The sequence below is a fragment of the Kocuria arenosa genome (genome assembly GCF_042879215.1).
Taxonomy (GTDB): Bacteria; Actinomycetota; Actinomycetes; order Actinomycetales; family Micrococcaceae; genus Kocuria; species Kocuria arenosa.
This window is the reverse complement of record NZ_JBHZTA010000009.1, coordinates 30561-50413: the sequence shown is the minus strand read 5'-3', so window position 1 is coordinate 50413 and position 19853 is coordinate 30561. Positions and strand designations below refer to the sequence as shown.

The 19853-nt window shown below is 74.7% G+C and carries 25 protein-coding genes; 8 read left to right on the top strand and 17 right to left on the bottom strand.

Translation table 11 applies throughout. The features are described 5' to 3' along the window. The first annotated feature begins 3 nt into the window (after nt 1-3). Entirely contained in the window at nt 4-600 is a 597-nt protein-coding gene (locus ACFYE3_RS14845; RefSeq protein WP_387610370.1) for a LysE/ArgO family amino acid transporter, read from the top strand. A gap of 24 nt (nt 601-624) precedes the next feature. On the opposite strand, the gene ACFYE3_RS14840 is transcribed toward ACFYE3_RS14845, so the two are convergent. Further along, nucleotides 625-1047 carry a hypothetical protein gene (locus ACFYE3_RS14840; protein WP_387610369.1) on the bottom strand — a complete coding sequence of 141 codons (423 nt, stop codon included), beginning with the start codon at nt 1045-1047 and terminating at the stop codon, nt 625-627. Between the two features lie 189 nt (nt 1048-1236). On the opposite strand from ACFYE3_RS14840, the gene ACFYE3_RS14835 reads away from it, so the two are divergent. Together ACFYE3_RS14835 and ACFYE3_RS14830 are read left to right on the top strand one after the other, a co-directional pair. After that, nucleotides 1237-1734, top strand: a complete 498-nt coding sequence (locus tag ACFYE3_RS14835; protein ID WP_387610368.1) for a DedA family protein — start codon at nt 1237-1239, stop codon at nt 1732-1734. Between the two features lie 93 nt (nt 1735-1827). Then, a complete protein-coding gene (locus ACFYE3_RS14830) occupies nt 1828-2133 on the top strand; it encodes a hypothetical protein (RefSeq protein ID WP_387610367.1) in 306 nt (101 codons plus the stop codon). Nucleotides 2134-2161: 28 nt separating this feature from the next. Here ACFYE3_RS14830 and ACFYE3_RS14825 read toward each other — a convergent pair whose 3' ends face one another. The 4 genes from ACFYE3_RS14825 to ACFYE3_RS14810 form a co-directional block, all read right to left on the bottom strand. Then, nucleotides 2162-2302: a hypothetical protein gene (locus ACFYE3_RS14825; RefSeq protein ID WP_368832328.1), complete on the bottom strand. Its 141-nt coding sequence runs from the start codon at nt 2300-2302 to the stop codon at nt 2162-2164. 33 nt (nt 2303-2335) lie between these two features. Beyond that, nucleotides 2336-3403 carry an NAD(P)-binding domain-containing protein gene (locus tag ACFYE3_RS14820; RefSeq protein ID WP_387610365.1) on the bottom strand — a complete coding sequence of 356 codons (1068 nt, stop codon included), beginning with the start codon at nt 3401-3403 and terminating at the stop codon, nt 2336-2338. A gap of 193 nt (nt 3404-3596) precedes the next feature. Beyond that, a complete protein-coding gene (locus ACFYE3_RS14815) occupies nt 3597-4496 on the bottom strand; it encodes an alpha/beta hydrolase (protein WP_387610364.1) in 900 nt (299 codons plus the stop codon). A 25-nt stretch (nt 4497-4521) separates the two neighbouring features. Then, nucleotides 4522-5070 (bottom strand): CueP family metal-binding protein, encoded by a 549-nt coding sequence (locus ACFYE3_RS14810; protein ID WP_387610362.1) that lies wholly within the window; start codon nt 5068-5070, stop codon nt 4522-4524. Between the two features lie 163 nt (nt 5071-5233). Here ACFYE3_RS14810 and ACFYE3_RS14805 point away from each other — a divergent pair, with 163 nt between their 5' ends. Further along, nucleotides 5234-6046, top strand: a complete 813-nt coding sequence (locus ACFYE3_RS14805; protein WP_387610360.1) for a hypothetical protein — start codon at nt 5234-5236, stop codon at nt 6044-6046. Nucleotides 6047-6151: 105 nt separating this feature from the next. Here the strand turns inward: ACFYE3_RS14805 and ACFYE3_RS14800 are convergent, their stop codons facing one another. The 3 genes from ACFYE3_RS14800 to ACFYE3_RS14790 all read right to left on the bottom strand — a co-directional run bounded on the left by ACFYE3_RS14800 (nt 6152) and on the right by ACFYE3_RS14790 (nt 8093). Beyond that, complete coding sequence (locus tag ACFYE3_RS14800; protein WP_368822497.1) at nt 6152-6514, bottom strand: YciI family protein; 363 nt, start codon at nt 6512-6514, stop codon at nt 6152-6154. Between the two features lie 35 nt (nt 6515-6549). After that, complete coding sequence (locus ACFYE3_RS14795; protein ID WP_387610358.1) at nt 6550-6894, bottom strand: nuclear transport factor 2 family protein; 345 nt, start codon at nt 6892-6894, stop codon at nt 6550-6552. A 62-nt stretch (nt 6895-6956) separates the two neighbouring features. After that, nucleotides 6957-8093, bottom strand: coding sequence for a Gfo/Idh/MocA family protein (locus ACFYE3_RS14790; RefSeq protein ID WP_387610356.1), 1137 nt, complete (start codon nt 8091-8093; stop codon nt 6957-6959). Between the two features lie 176 nt (nt 8094-8269). Between ACFYE3_RS14790 and ACFYE3_RS14785 the strand changes: the two genes are divergently transcribed. Both ACFYE3_RS14785 and ACFYE3_RS14780 read left to right on the top strand, forming a co-directional pair. Next, a complete protein-coding gene (locus ACFYE3_RS14785; protein WP_387610354.1) occupies nt 8270-8944 on the top strand; it encodes a hypothetical protein in 675 nt (224 codons plus the stop codon). 43 nt (nt 8945-8987) lie between these two features. Further along, nucleotides 8988-9146: a hypothetical protein gene (locus tag ACFYE3_RS14780; protein ID WP_387610352.1), complete on the top strand. Its 159-nt coding sequence runs from the start codon at nt 8988-8990 to the stop codon at nt 9144-9146. 75 nt (nt 9147-9221) lie between these two features. On the opposite strand, the gene ACFYE3_RS14775 is transcribed toward ACFYE3_RS14780, so the two are convergent. From ACFYE3_RS14775 to sigK, 5 genes are all read right to left on the bottom strand, one after another. Further along, on the bottom strand, nt 9222-10175 hold the full coding sequence (locus tag ACFYE3_RS14775; protein WP_387610350.1) for a hypothetical protein: 954 nt from the start codon (nt 10173-10175) through the stop codon (nt 9222-9224). A gap of 88 nt (nt 10176-10263) precedes the next feature. After that, nucleotides 10264-11133: a hypothetical protein gene (locus ACFYE3_RS14770; RefSeq protein ID WP_387610349.1), complete on the bottom strand. Its 870-nt coding sequence runs from the start codon at nt 11131-11133 to the stop codon at nt 10264-10266. 41 nt (nt 11134-11174) lie between these two features. Next, the gene (locus tag ACFYE3_RS14765; protein WP_387610347.1) at nt 11175-11957 is read right to left on the bottom strand and encodes an aldolase/citrate lyase family protein; all 783 of its coding nucleotides are present in this window, start codon (nt 11955-11957) and stop codon (nt 11175-11177) included. Nucleotides 11958-11997: 40 nt separating this feature from the next. Further along, nucleotides 11998-12768 (bottom strand): anti-sigma factor, encoded by a 771-nt coding sequence (locus ACFYE3_RS14760; RefSeq protein ID WP_387610345.1) that lies wholly within the window; start codon nt 12766-12768, stop codon nt 11998-12000. Next, nucleotides 12765-13373 carry an ECF RNA polymerase sigma factor SigK gene (sigK, locus tag ACFYE3_RS14755; RefSeq protein WP_387610344.1) on the bottom strand — a complete coding sequence of 203 codons (609 nt, stop codon included), beginning with the start codon at nt 13371-13373 and terminating at the stop codon, nt 12765-12767. The genes ACFYE3_RS14760 and sigK overlap by 4 nt, the downstream gene beginning before the upstream one ends. 292 nt (nt 13374-13665) lie before the next feature. On the opposite strand from sigK, the gene ACFYE3_RS14750 reads away from it, so the two are divergent. Both ACFYE3_RS14750 and ACFYE3_RS14745 read left to right on the top strand, forming a co-directional pair. Continuing rightward, nucleotides 13666-14436, top strand: a complete 771-nt coding sequence (locus ACFYE3_RS14750; protein WP_387610342.1) for a hypothetical protein — start codon at nt 13666-13668, stop codon at nt 14434-14436. 21 nt (nt 14437-14457) lie between these two features. Next, a complete protein-coding gene (locus ACFYE3_RS14745; RefSeq protein ID WP_387610340.1) occupies nt 14458-15129 on the top strand; it encodes a class F sortase in 672 nt (223 codons plus the stop codon). 112 nt (nt 15130-15241) lie between these two features. Here ACFYE3_RS14745 and ACFYE3_RS14740 read toward each other — a convergent pair whose 3' ends face one another. From ACFYE3_RS14740 to ACFYE3_RS14725, 4 genes are all read right to left on the bottom strand, one after another. Continuing rightward, a complete protein-coding gene (locus tag ACFYE3_RS14740; protein WP_387610338.1) occupies nt 15242-15541 on the bottom strand; it encodes an antitoxin in 300 nt (99 codons plus the stop codon). Nucleotides 15542-15602: 61 nt separating this feature from the next. After that, the gene (locus ACFYE3_RS14735) at nt 15603-17018 is read right to left on the bottom strand and encodes an FAD-binding oxidoreductase (protein ID WP_387610337.1); all 1416 of its coding nucleotides are present in this window, start codon (nt 17016-17018) and stop codon (nt 15603-15605) included. Nucleotides 17019-17200: 182 nt separating this feature from the next. Next, a complete protein-coding gene (locus ACFYE3_RS14730; RefSeq protein ID WP_387610335.1) occupies nt 17201-18748 on the bottom strand; it encodes a gluconokinase in 1548 nt (515 codons plus the stop codon). Beyond that, a complete protein-coding gene (locus tag ACFYE3_RS14725) occupies nt 18748-19770 on the bottom strand; it encodes a zinc-binding dehydrogenase (RefSeq protein ID WP_387610334.1) in 1023 nt (340 codons plus the stop codon). Before ACFYE3_RS14725 ends, ACFYE3_RS14730 begins: the two co-directional genes overlap by 1 nt. Nucleotides 19771-19853 lie beyond the last annotated feature (83 nt).

Genomic DNA, 19853 nt, shown 5'->3' with positions numbered 1-19853 from the left:
GCCATGTGGAGCATCTGGGGTACCGGGCTGATGAGCGGGCTGGCACTGATCGTCGCCCTCGGCGCGCAGAACGCATTCGTGCTGCGGCAGGGCATCCGCCGCGAGCACGTGGGCGTGGTGGTGGTGCTGTGCGCGGTCAGCGACGCGGTGCTGATCCTCGGCGGCACGGCCGGGATCGGGGCCCTGGTGTCCCGGTTCCCCGAGGCCCTGGTCGTGCTGCGGTGGGGTGGTGCCGCCTACCTGGCGTGGTGGGCCGCGCGCTCCTTCGCCTCGGCCCTCAAGCCGTCCTCCTTGACCGTGGAGGCCCCGCGGTCCCGCGGATCGGTGATCGCCACCACCCTGGCCCTGACCTACCTCAACCCCCACGTCTACCTCGACACCGTGGTGCTGCTCGGCAGCCTCGCCAACCAGCACGGCCCCGACGCCCGGTGGATTTTCGCCGGCGGGGCCGTGGTGGGCAGCGTCGTGTGGTTCTCCGCCCTGGGCTACGGCGCCCGGGCGCTGTCCGAGGTGCTCAGCAGCCCGCGCACCTGGCGGGTGGTGGACCTGGTGATCGGCGTGGTGATGCTCGCCCTGGCCGTCAACCTGATCCAGGGCTGATCCCGCCGCCACGCACCACGACCGCTACCGCCCCGATGTGCTCTCGTGGGACTCCGGGCCGGACCGTGTCGAGACCGGATCGCCCTCGGCCGGGATCGGCTCCTCGGCGGCAGGATCCTCGGTGGCCGGCTCCTCGGTGGCCGGCTCCTCGGTGGCCGGCTCCTCGGTGGGCGGCTCCTCGGTGGCCGGCTCCGGCGGCGTCGCCTCGGTCCAGGAGGCGCCGGGTTGCCGGGGCACCCCGGCGGCGAAGGCGCGCCGGACGGCTTCGGCCTGCTCCTCGGGGCCGGCGTGCTCGGCGGCGGCGATCACCGTGGCGAACGCCTTCGTGTCCCGGACCAGCTCGGTGATCGTCTCCGGCGAGTCGACGCACCAGGCGTAGGCCGTCGCGTAGTCCACGGGGCGCCCGTTGGCGGTCACGGTCCCGTGCTCGTCGATCTCCACGCTCATGCGTCCTCCTGGGTCGGGGTTTCGGCTCCGAGGGCGGGCCGGCCGTACGGCGAGAGTACCCTCGGGCGGCACGACGGGACCGAAGGACAGCTCCTGCCGACCGGAGCCGTCCTGCCTCCCCGGCGTGCCCCCTCCCAGAATGACAACCTGTCGTCAGTGGTTGTCAGGCGCGCTCCCTAGACTGGACGGGTGCAGGCCTGGCTGGAGTCCCTCCCCCTCGGTGCCGCGATTCTGTTCTTCTGGGCCGGGGCCATCGTGCGGACCACCACCATCTTCGCCCTGGGCCGTGCCGCCGCCACCGGTGGGAGCCGGCGCTCCGACCGCGTCCGCGGGCTCATGGACACCGCCGTCTACCGGCGGGCCCAGCGGCTGGTGCACCGCTGGGGCGTCCTGGCCGTCCCCGCCTGCTTCCTGACCGTCGGCTTGCAGACTGCCGTCATCCTCACCACCGGCGTCACGGGCATGCCCCTGCGCCGGTGGATCCCCGCGATGCTCGTCGGCACCCTCATCTGGGGTGTCGTCTACGGCACCGTGGGCATGGCGGTCGTCTGGGCGTGGCTGGAGCAGCCGTGGGTGGTCGCGCCGGTCGTCGTCGTGGTGCTCCTGCTGCTGCTCGGCCGCAGGGCCCGCGCGCGGTGCCGAGCCCGCGGCGAGCGCCGCGACGAGGACCTGCCGATCCCCCGGTGAGCACCCCGGGCCCGGCGAAAGCCGACCGGTCCTCCCGCCGGTCTCAGCGAACTCTTATGAACGGGGGGTAATATTTCGGCAGTGATGTCACCGATGCACACCCCCATTCCCCACATGTATGCCGCGCCCCTCTATGCCGCCGAGCGGCTGCTCGCGGAGGCCATCCACGACGAGCACGTCAGCGTCGACGCCGTGGTCGTCCTCGACGCCCTGGCCGAGCACGTCACGGCCGAGGAGGGTCCCGCCCTCGAGGCCGTCGCCGAGAACGCCCAGCTCACCTGCGAGGAGCTCACGGCCGCCCTGGGCGACCTCGAGGACCTGGGCTACCTCCAGGAGCTGGCCGAGCACGCGCCGCCCCTGTCCGCCCTTCGCGCCTCGCTCCTCGGAACGGCTGCCTGACCCCGGCGGAACGGAGCCCGGGACCGGCTCAGTCCTGCTGGTCGGACTCCTCGTTCTTGGCGTCCCCGTGCTCGTGCGGGACCGGGGTCATCTCGGTGGTCATGTCGGCGTCGTCGTTGGAGGCCGCGTCCTCGATGGGGTCCGGACTGGAGGTCGGCTGCTCGCTCACGGGGTGCTCCTTCGTCGGAATGGCTCAGTGGTCTCAGCCTACGGCTCCGGCGGGAGCCGGGGACAGCAGCCGCACCGCCTCGCGGGCGGCCGCCCACCCCGCACGGGTGGCGCCGAGGGTCGAGGCCGAGGCGCCGTAGCCCACCAGCAGCACCCGCGGGTCGCGAAGCACCCGCACTCCGTCCATCCGGATGCCGCCGCCCGGTTCCCGCAGCCCCAGGGGGGCCAGGTGGTCCAGGGCGGGCCGGAACCCGGTGGCCCACAGGATCGCGTCCGCCCGCACCTCCCGGCCGTCGGCGAGCCGGACGCCCACGGGCGTCACCGCCCGCAGCGGCCCGGCCGAGACGAGCGTCCCGCTCTCGATCCCGGCCCGGTACGGTGCGGTCAGCGGCAGCCCGGTGGCCGAGACCACGCTGGCCGGCGGCAGCCCCGCCCGGGTCCGCTCGTCGACCCGGCGCTCGACGTCCCGCCCCCAGTCCGGGTCGAACTCCCGGTCCGTGAAGCGCGGGGGCCGGCGGGTGACCCACGTGGTGGTGGCGCCCGCCGCGGCGAGCTGGAGCAGGAACTGCACGGCCGAGGTGCCGCCGCCCACGACCACCACGTGCCGGCCGCGGAACTCCTCCGCCGAGCGGAAGTCGTGGGTGTGCAGCTGCCGCCCCCGGAAGGACTCCCGCCCGGGGTAGTACGGCCAGTACGGGCGGTCCCAGGTGCCGGTGCCGTTGATCACCAGCTCCGTCCGCCAGGTGCCGGCGCCCGTGACCACGTCGAGCGGTCCGTCGTCGGACTCCGCCTCGACCCGGCGCACGGCGACGGGCCGGTGGACCGGCAGCCCGAAGCGCCGCTCGTACTCGCCGTAGTAGCGGGCGACGACGGCGGAGGCCGGCTCGGCCGGGTCCGGCACCCCGAGGGGCAGCCCGGGCAGGTCGTGGATCCCGTGCGCGCCGCCGAAGGTGAGCGAGGGCCAGCGGTGCCGCCACGCTCCTCCGGGGCCGGGATTGGCGTCGAGGATCACGAAGTCCTCCTCGGGGACCAGTCCCCGGCGCCGCAGGTGGTGGGCCGCGGACAGACCGGCCTGCCCCGCCCCGATGACCACGACCTTCATGCCGCACTCCCCTTTGGTTGATGCATCACCAAACAGGGAACGGCCGGGGCGCCCGGGCTATTCCGGCCCGTGGCGCCCGAGGGGAGGCCGGCGCTCCCGCCGGGCACGGCCGGGCGCCGCACCCCGCATCCTCTCGGGCGCGGCGGGGGAATCCTCCGGACGGACCGCGCCGATCCGCGGCGGATCCGGCGGACTACCCCGCCGCCGGGAAGGGGGCCCCGAGCAGGGAGCGCACGTGCCGCACCGCCCGGCGGGCCTCCGGCGTCCACCAGGCGCCCACGTAGACGTGGAAGGCGCCGGGCTCGTAGAGCAGCTTCCCCGGGTTGCCCGCCCGCGCCAGGTCCCGGGCGAAGGCCAGGGCGTCGGCGGCCAGGATGTCCTTGCCGCCCTGGACCACGTGCACCGGTGGCAGCCCGGCCACGTCCCCGTAGAGCGGGCTGACCAGCGGATCGGTGAGCTCGCGGTCCCGCGCCCAGGCCGCGGCCAGGGGCACCACCCGGTCGGTGCTCAGCATGGGGTCGTGCGGGTCGATCTCCCGCACGGCCGGGTGCGTGGCGGAGACGTCCACCGCCGGGGAGAAGCCCACCACGTGGTCGGGCAGCCGCCGCCCCGTGTCCCGCAGGCGCATGGCCAGCCCGATCGCCAGGCACCCGCCGGCGGAGTCACCGGCGACCACGATCCGGTCCGCGCCGGGCCGGGCCACGAGGTCGGCCCAGGCCGCGGCGAGGAAGTCGTAGCCCTCGTCCACGTGGCCCTCCGGGGCCAGCCGGTACAGGGGGACCGTGACGGTGGTCCCGGTATCCTTCACGAGCTCGCGCACGATCCACCAGTGCGCCGGCAGCAGCGGGTTCACGAACGCTCCGCCGTGCAGGTAGATCAGGTGGGACCCGTCGGCCCCGGCGCGCGGGGTCAGGCGCAGCAGCGGGCGCCCGGCCACCTCGGTGCGCCCCACGGCGTGCGAGCGCCGCAGGTCGGCCGGGATCCTGGCCGGCTCCGGATACCGGCGCCCGTGCAGCTGCTCCACCGGGGTCCACGGCTGCAGGCGCGCCCGCAGGCGGACCGCCTGGGCCGTCACGGCCATGCTGATGCTCATCCGGTCACCTTCCCTCGCGCCGGGCTCAGGCCAGCTGCATGGTCGTGAGGCAGGTCGGGCTGTCCCGGGTGGTCGCGAACCCGGACTCGGCGCGGCCCTGCTCCGAGCTGATCGCGAGCGTGCCGGTGATGTCCTTGGGCAGCCAGAAGCCCACGAACCCGTTCTCGTAGCTGGTCACGTTCTCGTCCACCAGCACGGCCCCGGAGTCGTCGGTGATCCGCACGTCGAAGTCCTCGCCCACGAGCTCGCCCTGGCACCCGGAGAGGCTGTGGGAGAAGCACTCGTGGGTCGTGGTGGTCCACGGGGCGACCGCGAGGTAGAAGCGGTCCTCCGGCATGGGCAGGGTCGTCTCGGTGGTGCCGTCGTCGAGCACCACCTCGTCGTAGGTCACGGAGCCGGCGAGCCCGGCGTCGCGGTCCTTGTGCGTGCGGTCGAGCTGCTCGACGACCTCCTGCGTGCTCGCGCCCTCGAGCCCGTGCTCCCGGAGCAGGTCGTCCTGCTCGGAGCTCACGCCCACGCAGGCGGAGACGAGGAGGAGGGCGGCGGCGGACACGGACAGCACGGCGGATCTCATGGGTCCAGGATATCGGCGGCCCGGGGGCGCGCCCGCTCCCCCGCCGTCGCCCCCCGGGACTCCGGGCGGTGCCCGGCTGGGAACTTTCCGGGGACCGGTCACAGATTCCGCACCGGCGGCTACAGTGGATGTCCAGTGGTGTGAGGGTTCGGGAGGATCCGCCATGAACAACACCGAGAACAACGACGTCTCCGGGATCGTGCTCCTGATCGCCGGGGCGGTCGTCCTGTCCGTGGTCTCGTTCGTCCTTACCCACCTGGGCACCATCCTTCTCGTCCTCCTGGCCGTGGCCGTCCTGTGCCTGCTCGGCGTGCTCCTGCGAGCGCTCGCCCGCTCCCTGACGGAGCGAGCGACCGCAGGGCGGCAGAGCACACCGCGGACGACCGCGCGGACTGTCGAGCGGACCGCGGAGCAGGCCCGGCGGACCGCCGCGGAGGACATGCGCACGGCCTGGCTGCGGTGGCAGCTCGGCGTCCTGCCACCGCAGCAGCGGCACGGGGACGCCACCTTCATCGCCGTCCGGCTGGCCGAGATCCCGCGGGCCGAGTGGGACGCGACCCGGCTCCGGCGGCACGGCCAGGCCCTGTGGTCCGTGCGGGAGGCGGCCGTCAGGACGCCCCTGCACGGGGATGTCGAGGCCCGTCTGGACCGGGTGGCCGCCATGCTCTCGGAGCTGACCGACGAGGAGTTCGACACCCACCGCGGCCAGACCGACGACCGCTACCTCTACCACCCGGACCGCGAGGTCCGGGCCGCCTACCTGGCGGGCGGCTCGCAGGGCGTCGAGGCCATCATGGGCACCATCACCGCCGTCCGCGCCCAGGTCCGTGAGGACGCCGCCGCCCGGGCGGCCGCGGACTCCCTGGCGCGCGAGCGCAACGCCGCGCTCCGGGCCCTGCGGGAGACCCGCCGACCGGCCCGGCCGCGGGACGCCCACGCCGCCTGGGAGGCGCAGGCCGAGCAGATCGGCCGGTGAGCCTCTCGCGGGTGTGGGCCACGAGGGAGCGCACGAGGTCGGCCCTCGAGGGGAGGTGCAGACAGGACGTCGCCCGCGTGGTGCCGCGACGGACCGGGGCGGGCGCTACGCCAGGTGCTCCTCCGGCTCGCCCTGGAACTCGCGCACCTCCACCGGGAGGGTGGTCGCCTGCGCCAGCTTCCGGCCCCACTCGATGGCGGCGTCGTAGTCCGGGGCGGCCACGATGCAGATGCCCCCGGCGTGCTCGTCCTCGCGCTCGTACGGGCCGTCCGTGGTCACCACGTCGTCGCCGTGGAAGCGCACGACGACGGACGCCTCCGCCCGGTCCAGGCCTCCGGCGAAGACCCATGCCCCGGCCGCCCTGAGCTCCTCGTTGAACGCGGCGACGTCCCGCATCACGGGTTCGAGGATCTCCGGGGCCGCCGGTCCGCCGTCGGGCTGTTCGATGCTGAGCAGGTAGTGCTTCATGGCGAGCCTCCTGGGCGTCGGATGGTCCTCGGAGTCTACGGTCGCGGCGGGCCGCCGAAATAGACCTGGGCCTCCACGACCTGCCCGTCGCGCACGGTGATCGCCTCCATGTTCCGGAAGGTCCCCCCGGTGCGGAGCTCGTACTCGTACCGGACGAGCACGAGGCCGGGCTCCGCCTCGACCACCTCGAGCAGGTCCTGCCGGGTCACCCGTTGCGCCGTGGGGAAGCACCGCTCGAAGTACGCGGCCCGGTCGATGTGGTCGTCCTGCGGAGACGTGAAGCGGAACCCGTCCCCGACGAGCGCGGGGGCCGCCGCCTCGTCCTGCGCGAGGTAGGCGGCGAAGAGCCGCCGGACGACGTCCGTGCTGCCGGGACTCATGCCCGCAAGCTACTCCCGGGCGGGACGCGGGACAAGCACCGGACCCGGTCCGTCCGCGGGGCTCAGCCGTTCTGCGGGACCTGGGCCACCAGCTCGTCGTCGCCGGGCTCCGGCACGGGCGGCAAGGTTCGGACCTGGTCCGCGGAGGGGCGCACCGCGCGGTCGGCGGGCTCCAGGCGCACGGTCCGGCCCGTCCCCAGGGACGCGAGCACGGCCTCGTGCACCCGGATGTCCATCAGCCCCTCCTCGCCGTCGGCCTCGGGGTCGGTGCCGGCGAGGATGCAGTCCGAGAAGTACTCGGTCTGACCCGCGAACTGCTCCACCGGGTCGTGGGCGCGGGTCTCGCTCCGCCCGTCCCGGGTCACGGTCCAGCTGATGCCCACCTCTGGACCGAAGCCGAAGCACGGCTGCGCCGCGACCACGCCCTCGGTGCCCACCACCGTGAACTGCTCGGTGGCCTCGCCCGCGTAGCTGATGGTGAACTGCGCCAGCCGCTGCCCGGGGAAGCGCAGCGTCACCGCCACGGTGTCGTCGAAGTCGAAGCCGCGCCCCGGGGTCCGCACGCCCATCGCGTGGACCTCGAGGGGCTCGGCCGCGAAGAGGTGGCGCACCGCGTTGAGCGGGTAGCTGCCCATGTCCGGGATGGGCCCGCCCCAGAACCCGGAGTGCCCGCGGTGGTTGGCCTCGTCGATGTCCTGGGTGAAGACGGCGGTGAACAGCCGCGGGTCGCCCACCAGCCCCTCGTCCCGGACCCGGGTGATCAGCTCGAGCGTGCCGGGCTCGTGGTGCAGCCGGTACGCGACCATGAGCCGGGCCCCGCCGCGCGCGGCGGCGTCGACCATCGCCCGGCAGTCCTCCACGGACGCCTCCATCGGCTTCTCGACCAGCACGTGGACGCCCGCCTCGAGCGCCGGCTCGGCGAACTCGCGGTGCCGGAACACGGGCGTGGCCACGTAGACCGCGTCCACGTCCCCGGAGGCCAGCAGCGCCGGGTAGTCCTCGTAGGAGTACGCGGGCACGCCGTACTCGGCCGCGAGCTTCCGGGCCTTGTCCGGGGTGCCGGTGACCAGCGCCGCCAGCACGGAGTTGCCGGCCCGGGACATGGCAGGCAGGAACGCCTGCTGGGAGATCTGGCCGAGCCCGACCACCGCGTAGCGCACGGGGCCGTTCGTCGAGGGGGTGGTCCGGGGAGAGGTCATGGGGCATCCTTCGCGGTCGGGACGGACGGACGGTCCCGGCCAGACTAGCCGCGCGCGGCCCCGGCCGGCGGGAACGGGCCGGGCCTTCCCGGGTGCCCCCGGATCTCCCCGGATGCGCGATCATGGGAGGTCAGAGGGACCGCTGACGCGTCCGTCCCCGCCCGTCAGGAGGATCCGTGCCCAAGAGCAAGCCCCGCAAGAAGGCCGCCGCCAAGAAGAAGCAGCAGCGGCGGGAGTTCCACGCCGCCGCTGGCGCCCGCACCGTCGACATCGAGGGCGCCGCCCAGGGCACGTGGGACGACGACGCCCAGGAGCTGCTCGTCGCCCGCGGCTGGGTGGCCTACCGGGACCTGGAGATGGACCAGCTCGGCGACGGCTGGGAGTGGCTGCCGTCCCAGCTGCCCCTCGACGCCGGCGTGGGCGGGGAGCCCGGGCCCACCACCGTGTTCGCCGCCGCCGAGGGCGGCTACGACGTCGAACTGGCCAACGCGAACGGCTCCGTGGACCCGGACCGGGCGGGCCACTACGACACCCTCGAGGACCTCGCGGCGGACCTCGACAGCCTCGAGGCCTGGCGCGTGCCGGCCGGCGAGTACGTCCTGCCCGAGGTCCCCACCTTCTCCGCGGACACCCCGTGGGCGATCTGCCAGCTCTGGGCCGGCGGGATGATCGACCACTGGGAGCTCGCGGCGGACCTCATCCACTTCCCGTACGAGGAGACCGAGGAGGGCTTCGCGGCGGTCGAGCGCGCCCACCGGACCGGGCTGATCCCCGCGCAGCTCTACGCCGCGATCCGCGCCGGCCGGGACGCCCAGCAGGATCCTCTTGTCGGGGCGTCGGGCCCGGCGTAGCGTGAGCCGGGACCATCACCCTGCTGAGCACACGAGGAGCGGCATGAGCGAGACGACCCCGGACCCCGCCGAGAACAGGCCGTCCCAGGCCGAGGGGGACGTCCCCGGGGACCAGAGCGTGCAGTCGGCCGTCGACCCGGGCGACAACAAGCCCTCCCAGGCCGAGGGGGACGCCCCCGCGGACGCGCCGGGCGACGACTGAGCCCCGGCACGGACAGACCCGGGTGCCCCCGACCGGGGCGCCCGGGTCTGTCCGTGCGCTGCCGCTCGTCCGGGGTCAGTGGCGGGTCAGTCCCCGGTCGTCCCTGGCGGAGGCGCTCTTCGGCGCCCACTCGTCGGGGCCGAGGAGGTCGGCCACCTCGCGGTAGTGGCTCGTGGAGAGGATGCCGAAGCCGGCCTCGACCGCGCGGCGGTAGAAGTGGACGTCGAGGGCGTCGGCGGGCAGGTTCTCGTCGTAGCGGTGCAGGTCGAGCCGCATGGGCACGTTCCAGCTCCGCATCCGCAGGCTGTCCTCCATGTCCGGGATGTAGTGGCCGGCGAACCCGACCACCCGGCGGAGGTCGGGGACCTCCCGGTGGACGTCCTCGACCGTGGTCAGGCCGTCCGGGTGGGTCGGCACGAAGTACACGAGGTCGGGGGCGATCCGGCGGTAGACGGCCAGCTCCGTCAGACCGTGCACGCTCACCACCACCTGGCCCTCGGCCCGGTGCCCGCGGACGAGCTCGACGACGGCCTCCGGGGTCACGTTCTTGACGTCGAGCCACAGCACCGCGCCGGCCAGCACCGCCCAGGTGAGGAACTCGCCGGCCTCCCGGATGGGGAAGGGGCTGACCTCGCCGTAGTTGTCGACCAGGTGCTGGCTGAGCACGTAGTCGGCCGACTGCTCGCTCACGGGGCCGGCGCCGGTGCTCCCGTGTCCCATGACGGCCTCGTGCAGGACCACGCACCGGCCGTCGACCGTGGTGCGCAGCTCGATCTCGATCATCGTGCGCGCCCGGGTGGCCAGGACGTTCTGGGCGGACTCGAGCGCCGAGCAGGGCCAGGAGCCGTCGGGGTGGAACCCGGCGCGGCGGGCGAGCAGGAGGGGCCCGGCGGCGGCCAGGCGGTCGTGGCGGGTGTAGGCGGCCAGTTCGGCTGGCGAGTCGAAGACGATCGAGTGCCCTGCTGCGCGCGCCGGCACGTCGGCGGCGACGTGGTCCGGCGAGTCCGGGCGGCGGTAGTTCTTCGGCATGGGAACTCCTGGGGGGATGGGAGCGCGGACAGCGGCCGCGGGGGGACGGCCGGCGGGCGGGAAGCGGGGGAACTGCCCGTCCACGTGCTCAGGGGCCCTCGGCCACCCGTGCACGCTCCAACTCTTCCACGTCCGAGGCCGAATACGTGGCTGCGATCTGCATGTCGTTGCCTCCGCGCAGTACATTGCGCGTGCTGAGACCCCTGAAGAGCGTCCGGGGAATGGGCCGGTAGGCGGTGCGGCCGTCGCGGACGGGTCGGATCCCGGTCCCGTGGCGCAGGGCGACGGCGTGCAGCCACACGTCGTCGGCCATCGGCGCGCACGCGGTGAACGCGGTGCCCAGCTCGCGCAGGGCGTCGAGCAGGTGCGGCGGATAGAGCACGCCGGAGGAGCCCGTGGCGAAGGTGCGGACGGACGCCTCCGCCGGAGCACCGGGGCTCCACGTGGCGTAGGGCAGGATCCGTCCTCCGTCGAGGCGGATCCGGTGGGTGCGGTGGGCGACCACGTCGTGGGGGTGCCGCGCGTGGACCGCCAGCAGCTCCTCGAGCCACGTCGCGCCGTAGAGCACGTCGTCGTCCGCGATGACCAGCGGCAGCTCGTGCCTCGCCCGGGACCGGACGTAGGGGTAGTACTTCTGGTGGGGCCCCCAGTCCTCGGTGCACCTCAGCTCGAGGCCCCGGCGCACCAGCCGGGCCAGCGGTGCGGGCGGGTCGGCGACGACGTCGGCCTCGCGCAGCCACAGGATCAGCCGCTGCGGGCGCACGGTGCCGTGCGCCATCGACTCGACGGCCAGGTGCACCGCGCGGATCCGGCTCCCGTAGGACGTGAGGCTCACCACCACGGGCGCGTCCCCCCGCACCGGCGCGGTCGAGAAGCGGTTCCGGACCCGGAAGTACAGGGCGCTGCGGCTGGTCCGGAACGAGCGCAGCCAGTCGCGGACCAGCTCCCGGGACAGCACCCACCGCAGGGGGTGCGGGCGCCTCCCGACCGGCCGGGATCTCATGAAGGGCGGGCCAGTGCCGCCCGGGCCGCCTCACCGCCGAGCCGGAGGACGCCGGTGTCGGTCGTGACGGCGACCCAGGAGAAGCCCTGCGCCCGCAGCGCGGCGGCACGCTCGGGCGAGCCGGCGTAGGCGCCGGCCAGGACACCGGCCTCGCGGCACGCGCGCACGATCGTGGGCAGGGGCGCGTCCTGCGCGGTGTCCGCGAGCAGCTCGTCGACGTCCCGGCCCAGGGCGAGCGCGAGGTCGAAGGGCCCCACGAAGACCATGTCCAGGTCCGGGACCGCCGCGATCGCCCGGACCGCGGCGACCGCGGGTTCGGTCTCCACCATCACGGCGCACAGCGGCCGGGGCGCGGCCACCACCCCGGCGGAGGGGTCCCGCGTGCCGGGCAGCGGCCCCCAGCTCCGGGCGCCCCGCGGCGGGTAGTGTGCCGCGGCGACCGCGGCCTCGGCCTGGGCCGCGTCCTGGACGAGCGGCACGACGACGCCGTCGGCGCCGGCGTCCAGCGCCCGGCCGATGAGCGTGGGGTCGTTCGCGGCGACCCGGACCAGCACCGGGGCGGCCGGCTCGCGCCGCAGGGCGAAGAGACCACGGACGGCGGCGTCGTCGAAGTGGCCGTGCTGGGCGTCGACGCCCACCCAGGCGAAGCCCGCGCGCTCGAGGGCGAGCACGGTGCGGGCGTCGCCGAGCGTGGCCCACACCCCCGCACGCACCCCGTCGTCGCCGCCGTTGCGGTTGCCGTTGCCATTGCCGTTGCCGGAAGGTTGTGCCTCGGTCATGGCCTCATTCTGGCAGGAGCCGCGGCGTGGGGAGCTGCGCTCAGATCTCCGTGGTGGCCAGCACGGGCAGGGTGGGCGTCTCGGAGCCGCCGGCGGGCTCCACCGTCATGGCCACCGCCCCGGCCCGGTCGATGTCGCCGTCCAGCCAGACCTGCACCTGTCCTCCGCCGAAGTGCACGTCCGGCACGGGGGTCTCGCCCTGGACGAGCCACAGCTGGTACTCCCGGCCCTCCCCCGGTCCGGCGAGATCGGAGGCGACGAACAGCGCCGCGTCCTCCTGCGCCGAGACCACCAGGGTGGCCGGGTGACCGTCCACCTCGAGCTGGCGGGTGGTGACGTCCGGGGCGCTCAGCAGCCGGTTCTGCCGGTCCTGCTCCTGGGCCATGAGCTGCTGCTCCCGCTGCTCCGTCTGCGTGCCGACGGCCCAGCCGCCCAGGGCGGCGCCGGGCAGCAGCACGGCGGCCGCCGCGGCGGCCAGCCACCGGCGCCGGGGTCGGCGCCGCTCCGCCAGGGACACGGGCGCGCCCCCGGTCCGGTCCTCCTCCCGGTCCTCCGGTCGCTGCTCCTGCCGCGTCCCGCGCACGGCCGCGAGGACGTTCTCGCGCAGCGCAGGCGGCGGCGGCTCGGCGGCGGCGGAGGCCAGGTGCGCCCCGACCTCCCCGAACGCGGCCACCTCCTCCTGGCAGGCCGCGCAGCCGCGCAGATGGAGTTCGAACGCGGCCCGCTCGCCGGGCTCGAGGGCGTCCACGGCGTAGAGCGCCGCGTCGGCGTGGACGTCGCCGGCCCGGTCGTCCCCCTGGATCTCCTTCACTGCTTCACCCCCAGTGCCGATCTCAGATTGTTGAGCCCGTCGCGGATCCTGGCCTTCGCCGTGCCCAGCGGGACGTCCAGGTGCTCCGCGACCTGCCGGTGACTGTACCCCCGGTAGTACACCAGGCAGACGGCCTCCCGCTGGAGCGGGCTGAGCGCGCCGAGCTGGGCCCGCACCTCCCCGGAGTCCAGGGACTGCTCCACCTCGCTCCACGTGGAGTCGGACGGGGTCTCGGCCTGCCGGACCTCGTACTGCTGGTCCCGGTCCCGCTCCCGCTGGTTCTGCCGGATCCGGTCGACCGCGCGGCGGTGGGCCATGGTGCACAGCCAGGCCAGGGCCGTGCCGCGGGCGGCGTCGAAGCGCTCCGCCTGCTGCCAGGCCATCAGGTAGACCTCCTGGACCACCTCGGCGGCCAGCTCCGGGGAGCGGACCAGCCGCAGCACGAGCCCGTAGAGCGTGGACGACGTCGCGTCGTACAGCTGGGCGAAGGCGTGCTCGTCGCCTCCCACGACGCGCCGCAGCAGCTCCGCGTGTTCCTCGGTCCGCCCGGGGACGGGAACCGAGGCGCCGGTTCCGCGGCTCCGGCCGGTCGGTCCTTCGCTCACACGATCTCGCTGTTCACTCGGAGAGCAGCACCTCGCCCGGGTCCCGGACGAGAGCAGTGTCGATCTGCACCCTCCCACACCAGGTCGATGTGAGGCCATCGACACACTCATCGTCTCCATGACTCCTGTTCGTCGCGGAGCGGGCATCGGACGGGTCCGCTGCCCGCTCGGGTGCGTCGAGAAGATTTCTCCCCCCGCACCCATCCGGGGGCCGCGCGGCGGCGAACTCACCGTGCACACACCGAAAGTGCGCACACGGCACGATCCCCCGCACGACACAGGAGAGCAACTGATGCGCAAGTCCATGTTCCTCACAGTCCCCACCCTGGCCCTCGGCGCGCTCACGATGGCGGCGGTCCCCGCCTCCGCCCACGAGGGTGACATGTGGTCGACCCAGGCCACGCTGAACTCCCTGAACGGCTCCGGAACCACCGGCGACGTCATGGTCGACGTCCACGGCAGCGAGGCCACCGTCACGATGAACGTCTCCGGCGCTGCCGAGACGTTCATGGACGGCCCGTTCCCGCACGCCCAGCACATCCACATCCACGGCCAGGGCACCTGCCCCGGTCCGGAGGCCGACACCGACGGCGACGGCGTGGTCAACACCACCGAGGGCCACCCCTCCTACGGGATGATCGGCACCTCGCTGACCACGGAGGGCGACACCAGCCCCGAATCCGGTCTCGCTGTGGAGCGCTTCCCGGGCGGATCCGCCTACTCCTACGAGCGGACCTTCGAGCTGGACGGGCCCACCACCGAGGCCCTGAAGAACGGCACGGCAGTCGTCGTGGTCCACGGCGTGGACCCGGCGAAGATGCCGGCCGCGGCCGCCGAGAAGATGAGCGACCTGGACCCGGCGCTGCCCGCGGCCGCGACCCTGCCGGCCGCGTGCGGCACCCTGACGGCCGCCCAGATGGGCGCGATGCCCGAGGGCGGCGCTGACACCGGCGTGGCGCAGGAGACCGGCTCCACCACCGAGGCCGTGGCTCTCGGCGGCGGGATCCTCGCGGCGGTCGCCGGCAGCGCCTGGGCGCTGCGTCGGCGTGCTGTCCGGGCCTGATCCCACAGGACGGTTCCTGCCATGACGGGATCGACCACCGGTCGTCGCGGAGGCCTGCTGGCCTCCGCGGCGACCGCCGTCCTGCTCGCCACCGGCTGCGCCGCCTCCGACGACGGCGCCCCGGCGACTCCCAGCCCCCCGGCGTCGTCGACCGCGGCGCCGTCGACCGCGGCGCCGAGCACTGCCCCGCGCGCGAGCACGGCACCGAGCACGAAGCCGAGCCCGCAACCGCCCGTGCTCGACGCCTCCACACCTGTCTCACTGACCATCCCGGCGATCGGCGCCGAGTCCGAGCTGCTGCACCTGGGGCTGCGCGAGAACGGCTCCCTCGAGGTCCCGCCCGAAGGACCTGGCGCCCCGGCGAGCTGGTACACGGCCTCCCCCACGCCGGGCGAACGCGGCCCCGCGGTGCTGCTGGGCCACGTCAACGCCACCGGTGGCGGCCCCGGGATCTTCGCGGACCTGCGGGCCCTGGAACCCGGGGACACGGTCGAGGTGGCCCGTGCGGACGGGTCCACGGCCGTGTTCGCCGTCGAGCGCGGGGAGCAGTACGGCAAGGACGACTTCCCCACCCTCGAGGTCTACGGCAACACGGAGGGGTCCGAGCTGCGCCTGATCACCTGCGACGGCTACGACCCGGCCACCGGGGAGTTCGACGACAACTATGTGGTCTACGCGTCCCTGGTCCGCTGAGCCGCACCGCCGCGGGCGCGACGACTAACAGCGCCGCCCGGACGACGACGGACCCCGCCTGCCGTGCGCTCGAGGCACGGCAGGCGGGGTCCGATCCGGTCCTGGGACCCGCTCAGTGGCGGGGACCCGGGGCCTGCCCCTCGTGGCCGGGCACGTCACCGGGCCGGTCGGTCGCCGCCGGTCCTCCCGGCTGCCCGTCCCGGCGTTCGCCGGACGTCGGGCCGCCCGTGGCGTGGCCGCCGCCGAGGAACTGGCGTGCCTTCTGCTGGACCGTGCCCACGTGGCGCTCGTACTTGCGCCCGGTGCGCTTGTCCACGAAGCGGCCGGCCTGGTCGAGGACCTTGTCGACCTTGTCCGGGTTGCGCTGGGCGAGCTGCTTGGCCTTGGCCGTGAGCCCCTTGAAGTTCACCATCACGTCTCCTTCCGAGAGTGGTCACCGCGCGCGGGACCGCCGCGGTGCTGCCACGAGTCCATCATGCGGAGCTGTCCGCCGGCTGGCCGCTGACGGGAGGTCGGTGCTCCTGCCCGACCACGTGCTGGAAGCGCAGCAGGTTGTCCGGGTCGTAGAGCGCCTTGGCCCGGACCAGACGGGCGTAGACCTCCTCGGACCATGCCCGGGCGTGCTCGCGCTCCCCGCCCGGGACCCCGTGCATGTTCACGAAGGCCCGCCCCGTGGACCACGGGGCCATGGCCTGGAGGATCTCGGCCAGCGCCCGGGGCGTCGCCTCGGCCACGTGGGGCGCGAGCCAGCCGATGAGCTCCAGGAAGAACGCCGCGTCCCGCCCCGTGACCGCGTCCTGGATGCCGTCCGTCCGGGTGAAGGCTCCACCCATCAGACGGATCCCCACCTCCGGCAGCGGGCACCGGCTGCCGGGTCCGGCACGCTGCAGCAGCGTCATGACCGCGGCGGCGTCGAACTCCCGCAGGAACTCCCCCGTGAGCACGTAGAGACCCGGTTCGGTGGCGTCCATGTGCACCTGGTCGATGTCCCGGTAGTCCATGGACCCCACGAGGTCCAGGACCGGCCGGGAGACCTCCCGCATCGGCGCGAGGAGCCGGACCCCCTCGTCCTCCGGGCCCACCCAGCAGAAGCGCAGGTGCACCAGCATCTGCTTGTGCAGCTGCTCGGGGACGGTCGGGTCGTGCGGCATCCAGCGCAGGGCCACGGACGTGGAGGCGTGCTCCGGCAGGGTGGGCGCCCACCGGCTGAATGCGCTCAGCACGTCCTGGGCGTCGGCGCCGGGGTAGAAGATCCCCCCGCCGTAGAGGCCCTCCAGCGGGACGAGGTCGAGGGTCATGGAGGTGACGAGCCCCAGGTTGCCCTTGCCCCCGCGCAGCAGGGCGAACAGCTCCGGCTCGTGCCGGGCGTCCACGTGGCGCAGCCGCCCGTCGGGGGTCACCACGTCGAGGCCCAGGAGGTGGTCGGCGGCGAAGCCGAAGACCCGCCCGAGCACCGGCAGCCCACCGCCCAGGGTGTAGCCGACGGCCCCGGCGTCGCTGGCCGAGCCGTTGAGCACCGCGAGCCCGTGGGGCGCGACCGCGTCGATCACGCGGCGCCACCGCACGCCGGCGCCGATCCGCGCCGTCCGGCGGCGGGGGTCGACCTCGAGCTCCTGCATCCGGTGGGTCGTGACGAGCAGCCCGCCCTCCATGGGCTGGTCCGCGCCGTGCCCCGTGGACTGGACCCCCACGGGCTCGTGGTGGGCGGCGGCCCAGTGCATCACGGCCACCACGTCGGCGGCGTCGGTCACGCCGACCACCGCGTCCGGGTGGTGGACGGTGGCCAGGTTGAAGCCGGCGACCTCCTGCTCGAAGCCGTCCTCGTCCGGCAGCAGGACCGGGCCCCGGACCTGCCGGTGGAGTTCTTCCACGTCCGTTCTCGAGATCATGGGGCCCCCTCGGCACCGACGATCCGCGGTGCGGGGCCGGACGGTCCCGCACGCACCACAGAACGGCTCCATTCTCCCACGCGGACCCGCCGATGCGCCCCTTCGGACCGTGCACGGGATCGTCACGGAGCGCCGGGCGGGTCGGCCCGGCCGCCGTGGCCGGAACGGAGCGGCGGGAGGGTTCAGCCGCGCTCGAGCGGCAGGGCCGGCGCCAGCCGGCGCAGGGACGTGAACGTGGGCACGAGGGCCTCGTAGAGCTGCTCGAACACCGGTTGCAGGGACGCGTGGACCGCGGCGTCGGCGGGGTCCGGGCGCACCACGGACTCCACCTCCACCAGCTCCGAGGCCACGTCGACGGACTCGATCAGCCCGAGGGCCTGCATCCCGAGCAGCGCGGCACCGAACCCGGAGCCCTCGTGGCCCGGGGCGAAGGAGATGTCCGTGCCGAGGACGTCGGCGAGCAGCTGCCGCCACAGCGGGCTGCGGGCGAAGCCGCCGGTGGCGCGGATCTGCTCCACGGCCAGACCGGCCGAGCGCATCGACTGCAGGACCAGGCCGAGCTGCTGGCACACTCCCTCCAGGGCCGCGCGCACCAGGTGCTCTCGGCGGTGGGCGCGGGTCAGCCCCACGTAGGCGCCCTTGGGCAGGGAGGTCCAGTGCGGGGCGCGCTCGCTCAGCAGGTAGGGCAGCATGAGCAGCCCGCCGGACCCGGCCGGGACGCTCGCCGCGAGCGCGAGCAGCTCCTCCTCCGGCTCCTCCCCCAGGTCGGGGGCGAGGGCGTCCCCGGCCCAGCCCAGGACCACGCCGCCGTTGTTGATCGCCCCGCCGACCACCCAGCGCCCCGGCGTCAGGGCGTAGCAGAAGACCCGTCCCAGCGGGTCCACCACGGGGCGGTCGACGACGACGCGCAGCGCGCCGCTCGTGCCGATCGAGCAGGCCGCGACCCCGGGCCGGACCGCGCCCAGGCCGAGGTTGGCCAAGGGCCCGTCGCTGGCCCCCACCACGACGGGTGTGGTGGCGGGCAGCCCGGTGGCCCGGGCGCCCTCGTCCGTCAGCCCGTGCAGGACGTGGGTGGTGGGCACGAGCTCGGGGAGCTGCTCGGGCAGGATCCCGGCGTGGGCGAGGGCCTCCCCGTCCCAGGCGAGCTCGTGGATGTTCATGAGGCCGGTGGCCGAGGCCACGGAGTGGTCCACCACGAGCGCGTCGCACAGCCGCAGCAGCACGAACTCCTTGATGCCGGCCCAGAACGCGACGCGCTCGCACAGCTCGGGCTCCTGCTCGTGGAACCACACGAGCTTGGGCAGCGGGGACATCGGGTGCACCGGGGTGCCCGTGCGCCGGTGCAGGGCCAGCCCGCCCGTGCTCGCGCGCAGCCGTTCCGCCTGGACGCCGGCCCGGGTGTCGGCCCAGGTGACGAGCGGGGTGAGGGGCTGACCCTCGGGCGAGAGGCCGAGCAGGCTGTGCATCGCGGCGCTGAAGGACAGCCCGGCCACGCGCTCCGTCCCGACCTCCTCGACCACCGCGTGGACGGTGTCCAGCACCGCCTGCAGGATCAGCTCGGGGTCCTGCACGGCGTGGCCGGGGTGCGGCTCCTCCAGCGGGTAGCCGGCGGAGGAGGCGGCGAGCTGCTCCCCGCCCACCGCGAAGGCCACCGCCTTGGTGCTCGTGGTGCCGATGTCGACGCCCACCACCACGGGGGCAGGGTGCCCGGCTCCGGCCGGCCCCGGCATCAGCGCCGCTCCCCGGTGACCAGCGACACGAGGACCTTGCCGGAGACGGCGGAGTCCCGGGCCGTGGCGAAGGCCTCGACGGCGCGGTCGGCGGAGAACTCGTGCGTGACCACGTCCTCGATCCCGGGGCGCGCGGCGAGCAGCTCGATCGCCTCGCCGATCTCGTCGTCGAACCGGAAGGACCCGCGCAGCTGGAGCTCCTTGGAGACCAGCGGGGCCAGGTTCACGGGCCGGGCCTCGTCCGGCACCATCCCCACCTGGACGACGACGCCGCCGCGGCGGGCGCCCACCAGCGCGGGTCCCACGGCCGCCGGCACGCCGGAGCACTCCAGCACCACGTCGAACGCCCCGGGCGGGATCTGCTCGGCCCCCACCCGGACGGTGCCGTGCACGCCGATCCCGCGCGCCCGCTCGAGCGGGCCCTCGAGGACGTCGGCGGCCACGACCTCGGCCGCGCCGCGGGCCAGGGCCGCCGCGGCGGCGAGCAGGCCGATCGGCCCGGACCCGGAGACGAGCACGCGCCGGCCGGTCACGTCCCCGGCCACGGTGAGCCCGTGCAGGGCCACGGCCAGCGGCTCGGCGAGCGCGGCCCGGCGCAGCGGCAGGCCGGCCGGGAGCACCCGGACCATGTCCCGGCGGACCAGCAGGTACTCGCTCATCCCGCCCTGGGTGTGCGGCCGGGTGGAGGCACTTCCCAGGTAGGCTCCCCCGGGCCACAGGTGGCGCCGGTCCTCGATCCCGGGCTCGGGCGTGCCGAACGTGGCCGGGTGGACCGTCACCGGGGTGCCGGGTGCCAGCTCGCCGACGGGGTCGAGGTCCACCGTGCCGGAGACCTCGTGACCGGGCACGAGGGGCTCCCGGACCACGTACTCGCCGTTGGCGCCCTCGGCCCAGTAGTGCAGGTCCGACCCGCACACCCCGCCGTAGGCGATCCGGAGCCGGACCTGTCCCTCGGCGGGCTCCGGGGTGGGCAGCTCCTCGACGCGCAGGTCGTCCTTGCCGTGGATCACGATGGCCTTCATGAGCTCTCTTCCTGGTGCGTCCCGGGGCGTCGCCGCGGGACGGTGCGTGCCGAGCGGTGCTGCGCGGCGGTGCGGTGGCGCGC